At 72.0% G+C, this 17,371-nt stretch carries 16 protein-coding genes and 1 pseudogene; 13 read left to right on the top strand and 4 right to left on the bottom strand.

From position 1 onward, the window contains the following. The 9 genes and pseudogenes from EFE23_RS23850 to EFE23_RS23810 all read left to right on the top strand — a co-directional run. A pseudogene (locus EFE23_RS23850) lies at positions 1–604 on the top strand (serine/threonine protein kinase); the annotation flags it as partial. 200 nt (positions 605–804) lie between these two features. Then, the gene (locus tag EFE23_RS23845; RefSeq protein ID WP_123243161.1) at positions 805–1,614 is read left to right on the top strand and encodes a metal-dependent hydrolase; all 810 of its coding nucleotides are present in this window, start codon (positions 805–807) and stop codon (positions 1,612–1,614) included. A 5-nt stretch (positions 1,615–1,619) separates the two neighbouring features. Next, complete coding sequence (locus EFE23_RS23840) at positions 1,620–2,519, top strand: amidohydrolase family protein (RefSeq protein WP_123243160.1); 900 nt, start codon at positions 1,620–1,622, stop codon at positions 2,517–2,519. A gap of 144 nt (positions 2,520–2,663) precedes the next feature. Further along, positions 2,664–3,722 carry a LacI family DNA-binding transcriptional regulator gene (locus tag EFE23_RS23835; RefSeq protein ID WP_204335530.1) on the top strand — a complete coding sequence of 353 codons (1,059 nt, stop codon included), beginning with the start codon at positions 2,664–2,666 and terminating at the stop codon, positions 3,720–3,722. A 79-nt stretch (positions 3,723–3,801) separates the two neighbouring features. Then, a complete protein-coding gene (locus EFE23_RS23830; protein WP_123243158.1) occupies positions 3,802–5,106 on the top strand; it encodes an extracellular solute-binding protein in 1,305 nt (434 codons plus the stop codon). A gap of 58 nt (positions 5,107–5,164) precedes the next feature. Beyond that, a complete protein-coding gene (locus EFE23_RS23825) occupies positions 5,165–6,133 on the top strand; it encodes a carbohydrate ABC transporter permease (protein WP_123243157.1) in 969 nt (322 codons plus the stop codon). Continuing rightward, the gene (locus EFE23_RS23820) at positions 6,133–7,008 is read left to right on the top strand and encodes a carbohydrate ABC transporter permease (protein ID WP_123243156.1); all 876 of its coding nucleotides are present in this window, start codon (positions 6,133–6,135) and stop codon (positions 7,006–7,008) included. Before EFE23_RS23825 ends, EFE23_RS23820 begins: the two co-directional genes overlap by 1 nt. Next, positions 7,005–9,227 carry an alpha-xylosidase gene (gene yicI / locus EFE23_RS23815; protein WP_123243155.1) on the top strand — a complete coding sequence of 741 codons (2,223 nt, stop codon included), beginning with the start codon at positions 7,005–7,007 and terminating at the stop codon, positions 9,225–9,227. The genes EFE23_RS23820 and yicI overlap by 4 nt, the downstream gene beginning before the upstream one ends. Next, complete coding sequence (locus tag EFE23_RS23810; protein WP_123243154.1) at positions 9,224–10,627, top strand: GH1 family beta-glucosidase; 1,404 nt, start codon at positions 9,224–9,226, stop codon at positions 10,625–10,627. The genes yicI and EFE23_RS23810 overlap by 4 nt, the downstream gene beginning before the upstream one ends. A gap of 105 nt (positions 10,628–10,732) precedes the next feature. On the opposite strand, the gene EFE23_RS23805 is transcribed toward EFE23_RS23810, so the two are convergent. After that, a complete protein-coding gene (locus tag EFE23_RS23805; protein WP_158675910.1) occupies positions 10,733–13,291 on the bottom strand; it encodes a CHAP domain-containing protein in 2,559 nt (852 codons plus the stop codon). 185 nt (positions 13,292–13,476) lie between these two features. Between EFE23_RS23805 and EFE23_RS23800 the strand changes: the two genes are divergently transcribed. The 4 genes from EFE23_RS23800 to EFE23_RS23785 are packed head-to-tail and all read left to right on the top strand — an operon-like array spanning position 13,477 to position 14,872. Further along, a complete protein-coding gene (locus EFE23_RS23800) occupies positions 13,477–13,830 on the top strand; it encodes a hypothetical protein (RefSeq protein WP_123243152.1) in 354 nt (117 codons plus the stop codon). Further along, complete coding sequence (locus EFE23_RS23795) at positions 13,827–14,261, top strand: MerR family transcriptional regulator (RefSeq protein WP_123243151.1); 435 nt, start codon at positions 13,827–13,829, stop codon at positions 14,259–14,261. Before EFE23_RS23800 ends, EFE23_RS23795 begins: the two co-directional genes overlap by 4 nt. Next, complete coding sequence (locus EFE23_RS23790) at positions 14,261–14,521, top strand: hypothetical protein (RefSeq protein ID WP_123243150.1); 261 nt, start codon at positions 14,261–14,263, stop codon at positions 14,519–14,521. The genes EFE23_RS23795 and EFE23_RS23790 overlap by 1 nt, the downstream gene beginning before the upstream one ends. A gap of 18 nt (positions 14,522–14,539) precedes the next feature. Next, on the top strand, positions 14,540–14,872 hold the full coding sequence (locus EFE23_RS23785; protein ID WP_123243149.1) for a YnfA family protein: 333 nt from the start codon (positions 14,540–14,542) through the stop codon (positions 14,870–14,872). 43 nt (positions 14,873–14,915) lie between these two features. Here EFE23_RS23785 and EFE23_RS23780 read toward each other — a convergent pair whose 3' ends face one another. The 3 genes from EFE23_RS23780 to EFE23_RS23770 all read right to left on the bottom strand — a co-directional run. Beyond that, on the bottom strand, positions 14,916–15,278 hold the full coding sequence (locus EFE23_RS23780; RefSeq protein ID WP_123243148.1) for a TfoX/Sxy family protein: 363 nt from the start codon (positions 15,276–15,278) through the stop codon (positions 14,916–14,918). A 31-nt stretch (positions 15,279–15,309) separates the two neighbouring features. After that, positions 15,310–15,903 (bottom strand): nucleotidyltransferase family protein, encoded by a 594-nt coding sequence (locus EFE23_RS23775; protein WP_123243147.1) that lies wholly within the window; start codon positions 15,901–15,903, stop codon positions 15,310–15,312. 142 nt (positions 15,904–16,045) lie between these two features. Then, on the bottom strand, positions 16,046–17,371 hold a 1,326-nt coding region (locus tag EFE23_RS23770; RefSeq protein WP_123243146.1), incomplete at its 5' end, for a bifunctional 3'-5' exonuclease/DNA polymerase.

Genomic DNA, 17,371 nt, shown 5'->3' with positions numbered 1-17,371 from the left:
CGACGTGGCCGGCGAGCCGTGGGGACGCCAACCCGGCCGGCTCGGACCACCGCCGGGCGGCCGCGGCGGCCCGCCGCCACCCCCACCGTTCCCGTGCGTCCGGCCCGACGTGGCCGGCGAGCCGGTGACCGCGGGGTCGCCGCCCGCCGAGGACGCCACCCTGCCGGCCGGCTGGATCTGGTACGGCGACGCCGGCAGGTTCCAGATCGCCGTGCCGGCCGACTGGCGGTACCTGCGCCTGGGCGCCATCACCTGCTTCCAGGATCCGATCAACCATCGGATCCTCGGCGTGGAGCCGTACGCGGGCGGCGCCGACCCGGTGGACCAGTTACGGGCCGCCGAGCGCGACCTCACCCGGGGCGGCCTGCTGCCCGAGTACGACAAGGTCCGGCTCGCGGCGACCGGCGGCGGCGCGGAATGGGAGTGCCGCTGGACCGCCCCGTACGGCGAACGCCTGCACGCGGTGCGGATCCTGCCCGGCGACACCACCGGATGGTTGCTCGGCTGGACCACCTCGGACGCCGACTGGACGCCCGCCGCCGCGCAGCTGTCCCGGATCCGGCAGAGCTTCCGGCCCGGCCGCTCCACCCGCTCCGCCGGTTGACGGCCCGGCGTCCGTTCGGCGACAGAAATGTCCGACGCGCCGGCACGTACCGCCATACTTCCTGGTGATCCGGCGGCGCCCGGCGGACGACGGCCGAGCACCTCCCGAGTGGACCGTCCGGGTGATGCCCCGCGACCCGAAGACTTGACTACAGTGGCGTAGTTTTGTCGATCAAGATCTCTGGGGAAGGGCGAGTCGACATGATGGGACCGTCCCACGCGCTGTCCGGCGCGGCGGTGTGGCTGACCGGCTCCTGGGCGCTGGACCAGTTCGCCGACTACCACCAGACCCCGCTGGCCCTCGCCGTGGGCACCGCGGTCTGCGCGGGCGGGGCGCTCTTCCCCGACCTCGACCTGTCCGGCAAGGTGACCCGCAACCAGGGCGGCGCCACCGTGGCCCGCACCTTCGGCGTGTTCAGCCTCTTCATCGCCGAGGTGATGGAGAAGATCTCGCTGGGCGTCTACTACGCGACGAAGCTCAGCAAGGACCCGCGCCGCAACAACGGCCACCGCACGCTCACCCACACCATCCCGTTCACCCTCCTGGTCGGCTGGGGCACCACCGCGCTCTGCGCCCACTTCGGCAAGTGGGCGGTGGTCGGCATCCTGTTCTTCATGATCGGGCTGGCGCTGCGCGGGCTCTTCGACGAGTGGGCCGAGCGGGCGGGCTGGGTGATCGTCACCCTCGCCTCGGCCGCCGCCGCCTGGTTCACCTTCGCCAACCTGCCGGGCGACCGGGGCTACCCGCTGATCGGCACCGCCGTCGGGGTGGGCTGTTTCGTGCACATCCTCGGCGACATGATCACCCGGGCCGGGGTGCCCATCCTCTGGCCCATCCCGATCAAGCGCCGGATGTGGACCATGGTCGGCCTGCCGAACAGCATCGCGCTGCGTACCGGCAGCAAGGCCGAGACGGTCGTGCTGCGGATGGCCCTGACCGTCCTCGCGGTGCTCGCCGCGGTGGGGCTGGTCGCGCCGTCGGTGCTGCAACGGTTCAATATCGAGATGTAGGCGACGTGGAGGGGGACCGTCCGCCGCCCGAGGACGCCGCGGTGCCCGGGTTCTGGCGGCGGCTCGGGCTGCCCGGGCTCGCCGACGTGCACACCCACTTCCTGCCGCCCCGGCTGCTGGGAAAGGTGTGGGCGTACTTCGACGCGGCGGGGCCGCTGGTCGGTCGGGAGTGGCCGATCCGGTACCGGTGGGACGACGATGCCCGGGTGGCGCACCTGCGCCGGCTCGGCGTACGGGCGTTCACCGCGCTGGCGTACCCGCACCGGCCGGGGATGGCGGCGGCGCTGAACCGGTGGACGCTGGACTTCGCCGCGCGAACCCCGGGCTGCCTGGCCTCCGCCACCTTCTTCCCGGAGCCCGGCGCGGCCGGCTACGTCACCGACGCCCTCGACGCGGGGGCGCGGGTGTTCAAGGTCCACTTCCAGGTGGGCGGCTTCCCGCCGACCGACCCGGCGCTGGACGCGGTCTGGGGGTTGCTGGCCGACGCCGGGGTGCCGGTGGTGGTGCACGCCGGGCACGCCCCGGTGGGCACCGCCCACACCGGGCCGGCCCCGTTCGCCGCGCTACTCGCCCGGCATCCCCGGCTGGCGGCGATCGTGGCGCACCTGGGCGCTCCGGACTACGCCGCGTTCCTCGACCTGGCCGGGGCGTACGAGCGGGTCCGGCTGGACACCACCATGACCTTCACCTCGTTCTTCGGCCATGCCGCGCCGTTCCCGGCGGCGGAGCTGCCCCGGCTGCGGGAGCTGGGCCTGGCCGGCAAGGTGCTGCTGGGCAGCGACTTCCCGAACATTCCCTACCCCTACGCGGAGCAGCTGACCGGGCTGGCCGGGCTGGACCTGGACGACGACTGGCTGCGGGCGGTCTGCTGGGGCAACGCCGCGGCGCTGTTCGGCCTGCCGTGACCCTCGCCGATCCGTCCCCGGTGACCACTCTCGTAATCGCCTATTGACGTCCGTGTAACAGGTGACCTACCGTCTGTCGAAACGCTTAGTCGAAGCGCTTCGACAATCGGTGGGAGACGCCAGAGGAGGTGCGCAGTGGCCACCATGCAGGACGTCGCCCGCCGCGCCGGCGTCTCCGTCAGCACCGTGTCGTACGTCCTCACCGGCGCGCGCCCGATCTCCCAGGCGACCCGGGCCAAGGTCCTCTCCGCCATGGCCGAGCTGGACTACCAGCCGAACGCGATGGCCCGCGGCCTGGCCAGCCGGCGCAGCCGGATCCTGGGTCTGCTCATGCCGATGGACGAGCGCGGCCTGGGCGCCACCGAGACCGCCTTCGTCACCGGGGCGGCGGCCGCCGCCAGCGCCGCCGGCTACCACCTGGTGCTCTCCCCGATCGGCGCGGGGGAGGTCGACGAGCTGCGCCGGCTGGCCAGCCAGCGGATGCTCGACGGGGCGCTGCTGATGGAGGTGCAGCTGGACGATCCCCGGGTGGATGTGCTGCGCGAGCTGAGCGTCCCGCTGGTGCTGATCGGGCGCACCGCCGACACCACCGGCCTGTCGTACGTCGATATCGACTTCGACCGCACGGTGCGCGACGCCGTCGATCACCTCGTGCGGCTCGGGCACCGGCGGATCGTCTACGTCAACCACTCTCCGGCGACCATCGCCCACGGGTACGGCCCGGCGTTGCGTACCCGGGACGCCTTCGTCGCGGCGATGAGCGGGCACGGCCTCGACCCGCTGATGATCGCCGCCGAGGACAGCGCGGCCGGTGGCCGGGACGCGCTGAGCGAGGCGTTCGACCGGGCCCCCGACCTGAGCGCGGTGCTCGCCATGAACGAGAGTGCCGTGTTCGGCATTCTCGGCGAGCTCGCCCGCCGGGGACTGGCCGTGCCCGGCGACGTCTCGGTGGTCTCCATGGTCACGTCACCCCAGGTCGCCGAGCTGGCGACCCCGGCGCTCACCGCGATGACCTCACCCGGCTCCGCGTTGGGTCGGATCGCGGTCGAGACGCTGCTGCGGCACATCGACGCCGACAGCGGCGAGATCTACCAGCAACTGCTGCCCTGCGTCCTGGAGGTCCGCGGCTCGAGCGGACCGCCCGGGACGGCGGGTGGCGCCGCCGGCGACGGCCCTGCCAGGCCGACACCGGGACGTACATAGCAAGCAGCCCGTCGCCGCGCTGCCACGCGACGACGGGCTTGACGGAGTACCGGCTCGATACTCACCGAGGAGACTAGCAATGCAGCGACTCCGGAGAGTCGCCGCGGCGGCGGTGGTGGCCGCGCTCGCGGCGACCGGCGTGACCGCGTGCGGCGACGATGACGGCGAAGGCGCCAGCGGGGCGAAGGTCCTGAAGCTCTGGCACTACGAGAGCGCGAACAGCGCGATGGGCGTCGCCTGGGACAAGGCGATCGAGATCTTCAAGCAGGAACACCCCGGCGTGGAGGTGCGCTTCGAGCGCAAGGCGTTCGAGCAGATCCAGCAGAACGCCGGCATGATCATCAACTCGTCCGAGGGTCCGGACGTGATGGAGTACAACAAGGGCAACGCCACCGCCGGCCTGCTCTCCTCGCAGGGCCTGCTCACCGACCTCACCGCCCAGGCCACCAAGCGGGGCTGGGACAAGGCGCTGAGCCCGAGCCTGCAGACCACCGCCCGCTACTCGGACAAGGGTGTGATGGGCTCCGGCAACTGGTACGGCGTGCCGAACTACGGCGAGTACGTGATGGTCTACTACAACAAGGACCTGTTCACCAGGTACGGCGTCCAGGTGCCCACGACCCTGGACGAGATGACGAAGGCGATGGACACCTTCGTCGGCAAGGGCGTCACGCCGCTGGGCACGGCCGGCGCGGAGTACCCGGCCGGGCAGCTCTTCTACGAACTCGCCCTGGCCAGGGCGGACCGGGCGTTCGTGGACAACTACCAGCTCTACAAGAACCCGGTGGACTTCCACGCCGACCCGCTCAAGTACGGCGCGGACACCTTCGCCGAGTGGGTGCGCAAGGGCTACGTGTCGAAGAACGCGGCCAGCGCGAAGGCGGAGGACATGGGTACGGCGTTCATCGCCGGCAAGACGCCGATGATCGTCTCCGGCAGCTGGTGGTACGGCCGGTTCAAGAGTGAGATCAAGTTCGACTGGGACACCTTCCTCTTCCCCGGCAACAAGCTCAACGCCGGCTCGTCGGGCAACATCTGGGTGGTCCCGACCAGCAGCAAGGCCAAGGACCTGGCGTACGACTTCATCGACATCACCATGCGCCCGGAGGTCCAGGCGCTGATCGGCAACAACGGCGGGGTGCCGGTGGTCGGCGACCCGGCGAAGATCAGTGATGCGAAGGACCGGAAGCTGATTGAGAACTTCAACGCGATCAGCGCGCAGGACGGGCTGGCCTTCTACCCCGACTGGCCGGTGCCCGGCTACTACGACGTCCTCGTCGCCGGCTTCCAGGGGCTGATCAACCAGTCCAAGTCGCCCGACCAGGTGCTCGACGCGATCGCCAAGCCCTACCAGGACGGCGTCGCGGAGATCAAACGCAACTGACGACGGTGCGGGCGGGCGGGCACGCCACGCGTGCCCGCCCCGCCGCGGAAGGACCCCCATGGCAGTCCCCGACACCGCGGTCGCCCCGGCGACCCCGGCACCCCCGGCTGCGGCGACCCGGCGCCGCCGCCCCTCCCGCCCCGACGCCGCGTACTGGCTCTACCTGCTGCCCGGCGCGGTGCTGTTCCTGCTCGTCATCGGCGGGCCGCTGGTCTACACCGGCTACCTCTCCCTGACCCGGTGGTCCGGGGTCGGCGACCCCAGCTTCATCGGCCTGGACAACTACCGGAACCTGCTGCACGACGACGTGTTCTGGACCTCGTTCCAGAACACCGTCGCGATGATCGTCGCGATGGTGCTGCTGCCCACCCTGATCGGGCTGGTGCTGGCCGCGGCGCTCTTCGACACCATCGGCCGCCGGTTCCGGCCGCGCACCGCCGCCGCCCTGCGGGCCGCCTTCTACCTGCCGCAGGTGCTGCCGGTCGTGGTGGCCGGCATCGTCTGGGGCTGGATCCTGCGGCCGGACGGCGCGTTCAACGGGCTGCTCGACGCGGTCGGGCTGGGCGCGCTGCGGCACGACTGGCTCGGCGACCCGGACACCGCGCTGCCGGTGGTGATGGCGGTGATGATCTGGGTGCAGATCGGCTATCCCGTCGTCGTCTTCATGGCGGCGCTCGAGCGGGTCGACCCCGAACTGTACGAGGCGGCGGAGATCGACGGCGCCGGCTGGTGGCACCGGTTCCGGGCGATCACCCTGGCGCAGATCCGGCCGGAGACCTTCGTGGTCGGGCTGACCTGCACCATCGCCGCCATGAAGGTGTTCGGGCCGATCTACGCGCTGACCCGGGGCGGCCCGGAGAACGCCACCAACGTCCCGTCCTACTTCGCCTACTACACCTTCTTCAAGAAGCTGCACGTCGGCTACGGCTCCGCGATCTCGATGGTGCTCACGCTGATCATCGTGGTGATCAGCGTGCTGTTCATCCGGGCGCAGAACCGGGCCGAACGGCGGGACCGGGGAATCTGATGGCCGTCACGCTCACCCCGCCGGCGCGCGCCCGGCGGGTCCCGGACCGGCACCACCGCGGGGTGACCCGGTGGATCGTGCTGGCGCTGGTCACCGCCGCCGCCCTGGCGATGCTGGTGCCGTTCGCGTTCATGCTGCTCAACGCCTTCAAGTCGCCGGGTGACTACTCGACCAACGGCCCGCTGAGCTGGCCGTCCGAGTTCTACACGAAGGGGCTGCGGACGTACTGGGAGCAGGTCGACTTCCCGGTGAAACTGTGGAACTCGACCCTCATCGCCGGTTCGGTCGCGGTGCTCGCGGTGCTCGTGTCGCTGTTCAACGCGTACGCGCTGGGCGTCGGCCGGGTCCGCGGCCGGCTCTGGATCATCGGCCTGTTCCTGCTGGCCAACATGCTGCCGCAGGAGTCGCTGATCTACCCGCTCTACCACTTCGCGAAGGAGGCGGGGCTCTACAACACCCGGCTCGCCGTGATCATCATCTTCACGGTCATCCAGAGCGCGTTCGGCACGTACCTGCTCGCGTCGGTGCTCGGCACCTTCCCGCGCACGCTGCTGGAGGCGGCGGCGCTCGACGGCGCCGGCAAGTGGCGCATCCTCTGGCGGGTGGTGCTGCCCAACCTGCGCCCCACCCTCTCGGTGCTGCTCGTCTTCTTCTTCATCTGGACCTGGAACGAGTTCCTGATCCCCCTGGTCATGCTCATCGACAACCAGACCCAGACCGTCCCGGTCGCGCTCGCCTCGCTGCAGGGCGACCGGCTGATGGACGCCCCGACCACCAACGCCGGGTCGCTGCTCAGCCTCGTCCCGGCGATTCTGTTCTTCCTCATCTTCCAGCGCACCCTGGCGCGCGGCATCACGGCGGGAGCGGAGAAGTGAAGTTCACCGACGGGTACTGGCAACTGCGACCCGGGGTCAGCGTGCTGCGCCCCGGCGCCGTGGAGTCGGTGGAACCGGACGAGCGCGGGTTCGCCGTCTTCGCGCCCACCGGCCGGATCACCGGGCGCGGCGACACGCTCAACCGGCCGGTGGTGACCGTGCGGTTCTTCTCCCCCGCGCCCGGGGTCATCGGGGTGACCATCGGCCACCACTCCGGCGGGCTGCCCCGCCAGCCCCGGTTCGGCCTGGCCGAGTCCACCGACCACCCCGTACACGTGGAGGTCACCGGGGTGACCGCGCGGCTGACCACGGATGAGCTGACCGCGCGGGTCGCCCTGGTCGGGCCGTGGCGGGTCGACTTCCTGCGCGGTGACCGGCTGGTCACCTCCTCCACCGAGCGCAGCATCGGCATCGTCACCGACGCCGAGGGCCGCAAGTACGTGCACGAGCGGCTGGCGCTGGGCGTCGGCGAGACGATCCACGGCCTCGGCGAACGGTTCGGGCCGTACGTCAAGAACGGCCAGACGGTGGACATCTGGAACGCCGACGGCGGCACGGCCAGCGAGCAGGCGTACAAGAACGTGCCGTTCTACCTCAGCAGCGCCGGGTACGGGGTGTTCGTGGACCACCCGGAGCTGGTCTCCTTCGAGGTGGGCTCGGAGGTGGTGTCGCAGACCCAGTTCAGCGTGGCCGGGCAGTCGCTGACCTACCACGTGATCGACGGTCCCACGCCGAAGGACGTGCTGCGCCGGTACACGGCGCTGACCGGCCGCCCGGCGCGGGTGCCAGCGTGGTCGTACGGGCTGTGGTTGTCCACCTCGTTCACCACCCAGTACGACGAGAAGACGGTCACCGAGTTCATCGACGGGATGGCCGAGCGGGACCTGCCGCTGTCGGTGTTCCACTTCGACTGCTTCTGGATGCGGCAGTTCCACTGGGTCGACTTCATCTGGGACCCGGAGACCTTCCCCGACCCCGAGGGCATGCTGCGCCGGCTGCACGAACGCGGCCTGAAGGTCTGCGTCTGGATCAACCCGTACATCGCCCAGCGGTCGTACCTGTTCGAGGAGGGCCGGCAGGCCGGCTACCTGGTCCGCAACCCAGACGGCTCGGTGTGGCAGTGGGACAAGTGGCAGGCCGGGATGGCGCTGGTCGACTTCACCAACCCGGACGCGGCCCGCTGGTTCGCCGGCAAGCTCAAGGTGCTGCTGGACATGGGCGTCGACTGCTTCAAGACCGACTTCGGCGAGCGCATCCCGACCGACGTGGTGTGGCACGACGGGGCGGACCCGCAGCGGATGCACAACTACTACGCCTACCTCTACAACAAGACCGTCTTCGAGCTGCTGGAGGCCGAGCGCGGCGAGGGTGAGGCGGTGCTGTTCGCCCGGTCGGCCACGGCCGGCGGGCAGCAGTTCCCGGTGCACTGGGGCGGCGACTGCGAGTCCACCTTCGTGGCGATGGCCGAGTCGCTGCGCGGCGGGCTGTCGCTGGCCGCGTCCGGGTTCGGGTACTGGAGCCACGACATCGGCGGCTTCGAGGGCACGCCGGACCCGGCGGTGTTCAAGCGGTGGATCGCCTTCGGGCTGCTCTCCTCCCACTCCCGGCTGCACGGGTCCGGGTCGTACCGGGTGCCGTGGGCGTACGACGACGAGGCCGTCGACGTGCTGCGCCGGTTCACCCGGCTCAAGCTGAGCCTGATGCCGTACCTGGCGGCGGCGGCCGAGGAGGCGCACACCGACGGGGTGCCGATGATGCGGCCGATGATCCTGGACTTCCCGGACGACCCGACCGCCCCGTACCTCGACCGGCAGTACATGCTCGGCCCGGACGTGCTGGTGGCGCCGGTGATGAGCGCCGACGGGCAGGTCACCTACTACGTGCCGGCGGGCGCCTGGACCCACCTGGTCACCGGCGCCCGGGTCACCGGCCCCGGCTGGGTCACCGAGAAACACGACTTCGACAGCGTGCCGGTGCTCGCCCGGCCCGGCGCGGTCATCCCGTTCGGCGCCGTCCACGACCGGCCGGACTACGCCTGGGCCGACGGGGTGCGGCTGCGGCTGTTCGCCCCGGTCGAGGGGCAGCGGACCCGGGTCCGGGTGCCCGCGCCGGACGGCGGCGCCGGGGCCGAGTTCGAGGTCCGGTACGTGAACGGCACCGCCGGTGTGGAGCTGGTGGCGGGTGCCTCGTCGGGTTACGTGGTGGAGGTGGCGCGGTGAGCGGCTTCGAGTTTCCGGAGGGCTTCGTCTGGGGGTCCGCGACGGCGGCGTACCAGATCGAGGGCGCGGCGAGAGAGGGCGGCCGGGGGCCGTCCATCTGGGACACCTACAGCCACACGCCGGGCCGCACCTTGAACGGGGACACCGGCGACGTGGCGGCCGACCACTACCACCGCTGGGCCGAGGACGTGGACCAGATGGCCGCGCTCGGCCTCGACGCGTACCGGTTCTCGATCGCCTGGCCGCGGGTGCGGCCGGGCGGCACGGGCGCGGTCAACCCGGTGGGTGTCGACTTCTACTCGCGGCTGGTGGACCAACTGCTGGAGCGGGGCATCCAGCCGGTGGCGACGCTCTACCACTGGGACCTGCCGCAGGAACTGGAGGACGCGGGCGGCTGGCCGGCGCGGGACACCGCGTACCGGTTCGCCGACTACGCCGCCGGCATCGTCGGGGCGCTCGGCGACCGGGTGCACACCTGGACCACGCTCAACGAGCCGTGGTGCTCGGCGTACCTCGGCTACGCCTCCGGCGTGCACGCGCCGGGGCGGACGGAACCGGCCGCCGCGCTGGCCGCCGTGCACCACCTGAACCTGGCGCACGGCCTGGCGGGCCGGGTGATCCGCGACCTCGCCCCGGCGGCGCGGCTCTCGGTCACGCTCAACCCGCACGTCATCCGGCCGGCGTCGGACTCGCCCGCCGACCACGACGCGGTACGCCGGATCGACGCGCTGGCCAACCGGGCGTTCCTCGGGCCGATGCTGGACGGGGCGTACCCGCAGGACCTGCTCGCGGACACCGCGGCGGTGACCGACTGGTCGTTCGTGCGCGACGGCGATGAGCGGACCGCGGCGGTGCCGCTGGACGTGCTCGGGGTGAACTACTACGCCACCACCCTGGTCCGTGCCGCCGACGGGGTGTCGCCACGGTCGGACGCGGACGGCCACGGGGCCTCCGCCCACACGCCGTGGGTGGGCGCCGAGGACGTGGACTTCCTGCCCCAGCCCGGGCCGTACACCACGATGGGCTGGAACATCGACCCGGGCGGCATGACCGAGCTGCTGCTGCGGCTGCACCGCGAGTACCCCGGACAGCCGTTGATGATCACCGAGAACGGGGCCGCCTTCGACGACGTGGTCGCCCCGGACGGGTCGGTCCACGACGACCAGCGGGTGGACTACCTGCGCCGGCACATCGCGGCGGTCGGCGACGCGATGGCCGCCGGGGCGGACGTGCGGGGGTACTTCGTGTGGTCGCTGCTGGACAACTTCGAGTGGGGGTACGGCTACCACCGGCGGTTCGGCATCATCCGCGTCGACTACGACACCCTCGCCCGGACCTGGAAGGACAGCGCCCACTGGTACCGCCGGCTGGCCACCTCCAACCGGCTGCCGGAGGGCTGACGCTCAGGGAAGCCGCTCGCCTCCACCGGCGGCTCTCCGCCCTCGCGCACGACCGCGCCGCCGTACGCCCGGGACCCGGTCCCCGGCGCACGACGGCGCGGCGCGTCAGATCTTCGGCGAGATGGTGGTGATGTCGCCGGGCACCTCGGCGGCGTTCGCCGCGGTGATCAGCTCGTCGAGGGTCATGTCGTGGGTGGTCGCGTCCCACGGGTCCCAGACCTTGAAGGTGCTGGTGTACTGACCCGTCTCGCCGGCGCTGCTGTCGACCGACCCGTACCCGTAGATCATCACGTAGTGCCGGACCAGGCCGCTGCCGCCGGACGTGCCCCAGGGCAGCAGCTGCGGCTTGACCAGCAGGATCGACGGCTGGCCCTGCTTGATGCCGCGGCGGACCCGGTCGATGCCGTACTCCAGGGGCAGGTTGCTGTCGCCGAAGGAGTACCAGCCGTAGAAGTCGTAGCCCATGCCGATCGGGGTGTTGCCCGACAGGGTCGACGCCATGTCCGACGGCAGGGTGCCGGTGGAGCTGGTGTGCGACTCGCTGGCCAGCTCGTCCTGGCTGGGCACGGTCGAGATGCCCATGCTCGCCGCGGCGGCCTGCAGGGTCCCGGGCCCGCAGTAGTTGCCCTTCTCCTGCGCCCAGCCGCGCAGCTTCAGCACGCCGGTGTGCAGCTCCGGACGCTCACTTCCGCCGGCGGTGACGGTCGCGTCGGCGTCCGCCCCGCCGTACTTGATCGTCTTCCAGGCGGTCACGCATTTTCGCCAGGTGTTGGCTCTGAGCATGGTGGACTCGCACTTGGCCGAGTCCCAGTCACCGGCGCCACCGAGGTAGACGCTCGCCCGGACGACCTGGTCCTTGCCGGACCAGACCTCGACCACCGAGCGCACCTGGGTGCCGCTGACCTCCTGGCACAGCTGGTAGTCGACGCCGTTCGAGGACTTCTCCGCGGTGCAGGTCGCGTCGGAGGTGACCGCCCCGTTCTGCCACACGTCGGAGGAGTCGTTCACCGGGGCCACCACCCCGTAGATGTTCTCGTGGGTCGGTCCCGGGCTGTACGGGTCGTACGGGCCCACCACCTTCACCTGGTTGCCCCAGTTGCCTTCGATGGTGGTGATCCGCCCGTCCGGTTCGACGGAGGCCACCACTCCGATGTGGTCGCTGGAGCCGGAGTTGGCGCCGAAGAGCACCACGTCGCCGGGGCGGATGTTGCTCTTGGAGCGCAGCAGGCCGCGTGACTGGCCCCAGTTGTAGAAGCTGCCGCTGTACGGCAGGAACACGTTGATGCCGGCCTGGCGCCAGGTCCAGCTGGCGAACATGCTGCACCACGCCCAGCCGCACTGGACGCCGTTCTGGCCGTACGGGTTGCAGTTGTCGCCCCACTCGTGCACGCCGACCTGGCTGAGCGCGGCGTTGACGATCCTGTCGCGGATCTGCGCGTCGGGCACCGAGCCGGGCGTCGGGTCACCGGGCACCGACGGGTTGCCGGGGCCGCCGGTCGGCTTGGGGTCGCTGTCGCAGCGGTCCATGACGATGTCGTCGTCGCCGGTGTAGACGTAGTAGTCGGCCACCCAGAGCCCGTCGCTGGTCTTGTCCCAGATCGCCGAGCCACCGTAGTTGAACTCGCCGTACGCCTGGCAGACGAGCGTGACGTAGCTGCCGCCCGGGTACTTGTCCACCACGCTGGTCGAGCTGAGGCTCTTGCTCTGGTAGCCGTTGAGCGTCGTCTTCACCAGGAAACGGTTGCCGCCGCCGGACGGGCCGTCGTTGTCGCAGCGGTTCATCACGATGTCGGTGGAACCGGTACGCACGTAGAAGTCGGCCACCCACAGGCCGTCGCTGGTCTTGTCCCAGATCGCCGAGCCGCCGTAGTTGAACTCGCCGTACGCCTGGCACATCACCGTGATGAAGGTGCCCTCGGCGTACCGGTCCACCACGCTGCTCGCGCCGAGGCTCTTGCCGTGGTAGCCGTTGAGCGTGGTCCGGGCCAGGAACTGGCGCCCGCCGTTCGGGTTGCCCGCCACGCCACCGGAGATGCCCAGCGAGGAGCACGACGGCATGCCGGAGATCCACCCGCTGGTGCCGGTGCTGACGTAGACGTCGGGCACCCAGTAGCCGTCGTAGGTGTAGTCCCACAGCGTGCTGCCGCCCACGGCGACGCCGTAGTCCTGGCACTTCAGGTAGAGCAGGCTGCCGGCCAGGTAGGCGTCCGTGCGGACCCGGTCATCAGGGTTCGCGCTGCCCCGGCCGTCGATGTCGACCTTGGCCGAGTACGGGCCGTGGATGGTGCCGGTCGTGGCGTGACCGTCGATGCCCAGCGCCAGGCAGCGCGGCACGCCGGAGACGAACCCGCTGACGCCGGTGCGGACGTAGGCGTCCGGGACCCAGTGGCCCTCGCGGGTGTAGTCCCAGATCCCGCTGCCGCCGACCGACGGGCCGGAGTCCTGGCAGCGCAGGTAGATCTGCTCGCCGGTGGTGTAGAGGTCGATGGCGTCCCGGTCGTCGGGGTTCATGCTGCCGCGCCCGTCGATCGCCGTCGTGGCGGGGTAGGGCCCGTACAGCGGGAACGTGGGGTCGGCCTGGGCCGGCTGCGCCAGCACGACGGTCGTGCCGATCGGCACGAGCGCCAGCGCCAGGGCGGACAGCAGGATTCGTTTGAGGCGCAACGGAAGCGGCTCCTTCTCGGGGTGTACGCGATCTCCGGCGACCTCGCCGGATTGATCATCGAGCGCACGGGAGGCTACCGGGATACGGGCACCGAGGCACGGTGTCGATTTGGGGAGCATCGCCGCGCCGCTGCCCGACACCGCGGCTTGCATCCGGTACCTGGGTACCGGCTTACCGTGGTGGCATGACCGATCAGAACCCTGTTGACCTCGGTTGGGTGCCGCAGGCGTGCACCCTGCCGACCGCCGAGCAGCCGCTGCGGCTCGCCGAGTTCGACACACTGTTCACGGCGTCGGTGCGGGGCGGCGAACGCCTGACGCCACGGCACCTGCGCGTCACCCTGGCCGGCGGCGAGGAGCTCGCCGATTCGGTCCGCGATCTCGCCGAGCGGGAGACGCGGTGCTGCTCGTTCTTCACCTTCACCGTGGCCGCCCCCGCCCCGGGCGTGGTGCGGCTGGACATCGAGGTTCCCCCCGGGCACGTCGCGGTCCTGGACGCGCTGCACGCCCGAGCCACGCTGGTCCGGGACCGGTCGTGACGGCCGGGCTGCGCAGCGGCGAGCTGGCCGGCGCCGCCGGGGTGAACCGGCAGACCCTGCGCTACTACGAGCGCCGCGGCCTGCTGGCCGAACCCCGCCGCAGCGCCGGCGGCCACCGGCTGTATCCCCGGGAGGCGCTGACCACGCTGCGTGTGATCAAGACCGCGCAGCGGCTGGGCTTCACCCTCGACGAGATCGCCGAGCTGGTCGACCTCGGCACCCATCGGCACGGCCGGCGGCCCGACGCCAGCCTGCAACGCCGAGCCGCGGCCAAGCTCACCGAGATCGAAGGCAGGATCGCCGACCTCCAGGTCGTCGCCGCGAGCCTGCGGGCCGCGCTCGACGCCGGCTGTGACGACCTGGCCACCTGCGCCACCACCGACTGCTGCCCCCTGCCGTTCGCCGACCTCGACCGAGGAGCCCACCGCTGATGAACACCCTTCGCCGCCTGCTGCCCACCGGCCTCGGCGGACTCACCGGCCTGGCCTGCGCCCTGTGCTGCGCCGTCCCGCTGCTGCTCACCGCGGGCGTTCTCGGCGGGGCCGGCTGGGCCTGGTTCGGCCGGGTCCTGCCCGGCATCGCGGTGGCCCTGGCCGCCGCGACCGCCCTGGCCTGGTGGTGGGCGCGGCGCCGGCCGGCCCACGCCACCGGCTGCGCCGCCGGCGCCTGCTCCTGCGCCACGCGCCCCTAGCGCGGATACGCTGCCGCCATGACGGTCACCAGGTCCATCGTGCTGTTCGTGCTGGCGGCACTGTTCGAGATCGGCGGGGCCTGGCTGGTCTGGCAGGGCTGGCGGGAACACCGGGGACTGTGGTTCGTCGCCGCCGGCGTCGTCGCCCTCGGCCTGTACGGCTTCGTCGCCACGTTCCAGCCGGATCCCCACTTCGGCCGCATCCTGGCCGCCTACGGCGGTGTCTTCGTCGCCGGCTCCCTGACCTGGGGAGTGATCGTCGACAAGTTCCGGCCCGACCGCTACGACCTCATCGGCGCGGCGATCTGCCTCATCGGGGTCGCCGTCATCATGTACGCGCCCCGCACCTGAGCACCACCAGCGGTGCGGGCGTCCGCGACGTCGCTCGACCCCATCATCCGCTACGGCCGGCCCGGGCTCCGTCGCGCTTCGCCGGCAGGGTGCCGGCGTACCGGACGCCCTGCTCGACCCACCGGGCGAGGTCGGCGTCCCGCTCGCAGGCCGCGGAGTCCACCGTGATCCAACCGCGCATCGGCCGCCCACGCATCACCGTCGCCTGGGCGCCCGGCGCGGACCGCAGCCGCTCGAAGTCGGCCGGTTGGACGCGGACCATCAGGCCGCCGGCGCCCCGGACGACCACCGCCATGTTGCCGTGCACCATCATCGCCAGGCCGCCGAACATCCGCCGCTCGGCGATCCCGGCCTCGCGCCCGACCAGTTCCCGCACCCGGTTCGCGAGGTCTTCGTCATACGCCACACCGACATCGTGGCACCGGCGATGATCCCGCTCAGGCTCCCACGCGCTGCTCGGGGATGCTGAGCCCGTAGAGGGCCATCAGCTCGGGGCTGTCGATCCGGCTGCCGTCGGCCACCGAGTCGCAGGCGATGTCGACGATCTGGTCCTTGTGCGCGAGCAGGTACGGCCGCGCGCCCACGTCGGCACTGGCCAGGGTCGCGATACCGGGCCAGTGCCGGCGCCCGAACAGCATCGGGTAGCCGCGTAGCCCGTCGTAGGTGGCGCAGACCAGCACGTCCGGGTACGGCAGGGCGGCCACCCGGCGGACCGCGGCGGCGGTGAGCCCCGGCATGTCGACCGGGACCACCACGACCGCCTCGATCCCCTCGTCGGTCAGCGCGGCCAGACCGGCCCGGATCGAGGAGCCCACGCCAGTCCCCCAGGCCCGGTTGACCACCACGGTGGCCCCGGTCAGGTCGGTGGTCTGGCGGACCTGCTCGGCCGCCGCGCCCAGCACGACCACGATCTGCTCGCAGCCCGCGTCGCCCATCGTGTCGATCATCTGGCTCACCAGGGGCTTCTCCCCCTGGTGCAGCAGCGCCTCGGGCCCGCCGATGCGGCGGCCCCCACCGGCGGCGATGATCATTCCTGCGATCCGGTTCAGCTGTGCCCCCTCGACCTGGGGGGCGAACCGGGCGCAGCCGCGTCCGGTCCGTCCCGTCGTACGCACAACGGACCCAACGAGCGCCCCCGCGAGCGGGTAGCGGGGCAAAACGGAAAATTGACCGCTATGCCGCGTCGGCGTAGCAGTCGACGATGGACAGGTCCAGCGGGAACCGCACCGGAGTGTCGCCGAAGAGCAGCGCCGTGGCCCGGGCCCCCGACCCGGTGACCGCCGCCGCGACCGCCTCGGCCTGCTCCGCCGGGCAGTGCACCATCACCTCGTCGTGCTGGAAGAAGACCAGCTCGGCCCCGGTGCCGGCCAGCTCCGCACGGAGCGTGGCCAGCAGCGTGGAGGCCCACTCGGCGGCGGTGGCCTGGATGACGAAGTTACGGGTGAACCGGCCCCGCGAGCGGGCCGCCCGGGCGCGCGGCCCCTGCGGGTCCGTCCCGGCGTCCACCACCGCCTCCTCCCCGTCGGCGAAGCCCACCGACCCCGGCGGGCAGGTACGCCCCAGCCACGACCGGACCAGCCCGCCCGCCTCACCGGTGCGGGCGGCCGCCTCGACGTACCCGAACGCGGTCGGGTAACTCCGCTTGAGCACCGCCAGGGCGGGCACGGCCGCGCCGCCGGTCTGCCCGTACATCGCGCCGAGCAGGGCCACCTTGGCCCGGGCCCGGTCACCGGCGAAGGCGTCCCGGGCGAGGGCGGCGTAGAGGTCGCCGGCGCCACCGGCGGCGGCCAGCCGCTCGTCCCCGGAGACCGCGGCGAGCACCCGAGGTTCGAGCTGACCCGCGTCGGCCACCACGAACGTCCAGCCCGGGTCGGCCACCACCGCCCGCCGGATCACCTTGGGAATCTGCAGCGCGCCCCCACCCCGGGTGGCCCAACGGCCGGAGACCACCCCGCCGGGGACGTACTCGGGATGGAACCGGCCGGCCGAGACCCAGGCGTCGCGCCACGCCCAGCCGTGGGCCGTCCAGATCCGGTAGAGCTCCTTGTATTCCAGGACCAGCGGCACGGCCGGGTGCTCGACCCCGCGCAGCACCCACGCCCGGGTGTTGGGCAGCTCCACGCCGGCCCGGGCGAACGCCTTGAGCAGCTCCGCCGGGGAGTCGGCGTGCAGCTGGCGGACGCCGAACGCCGCGGCGATCCGGGCGGCCAGCTCGGCCAGCCGGCGCGGCGGGCCACCCACCGGCGACGCCTCGCCGAGCAGCTCGGCGAGCATGGCGTCGTGCACGTCGGCCCGCCAGGGCAGCCCGGCCGCGCCCATCTCGGCGGCGATCAGCGCGCCGGCCGACTCGGCGGCCACCAGCAGCCGGAACCGGCCGGGATGCTCGGTCGCCGCGATCCGGGCGAGCTGGTCCGCGTACACCCGGGTCAACGCCGCGATGCCCGGGCCCGGCGGCCCGGACGGCGCGTCGAAGAGCGCGCCCTGGCCGAGACCGGGCGG

It is taken from the genome of Micromonospora solifontis (assembly GCF_003725545.1).
In the GTDB taxonomy this organism is placed as follows: domain Bacteria; phylum Actinomycetota; class Actinomycetes; order Mycobacteriales; family Micromonosporaceae; genus Micromonospora; species Micromonospora solifontis.
Note: the sequence above shows the minus strand (reverse complement) of the source record. Positions and strands in the feature narration are given on the sequence as shown.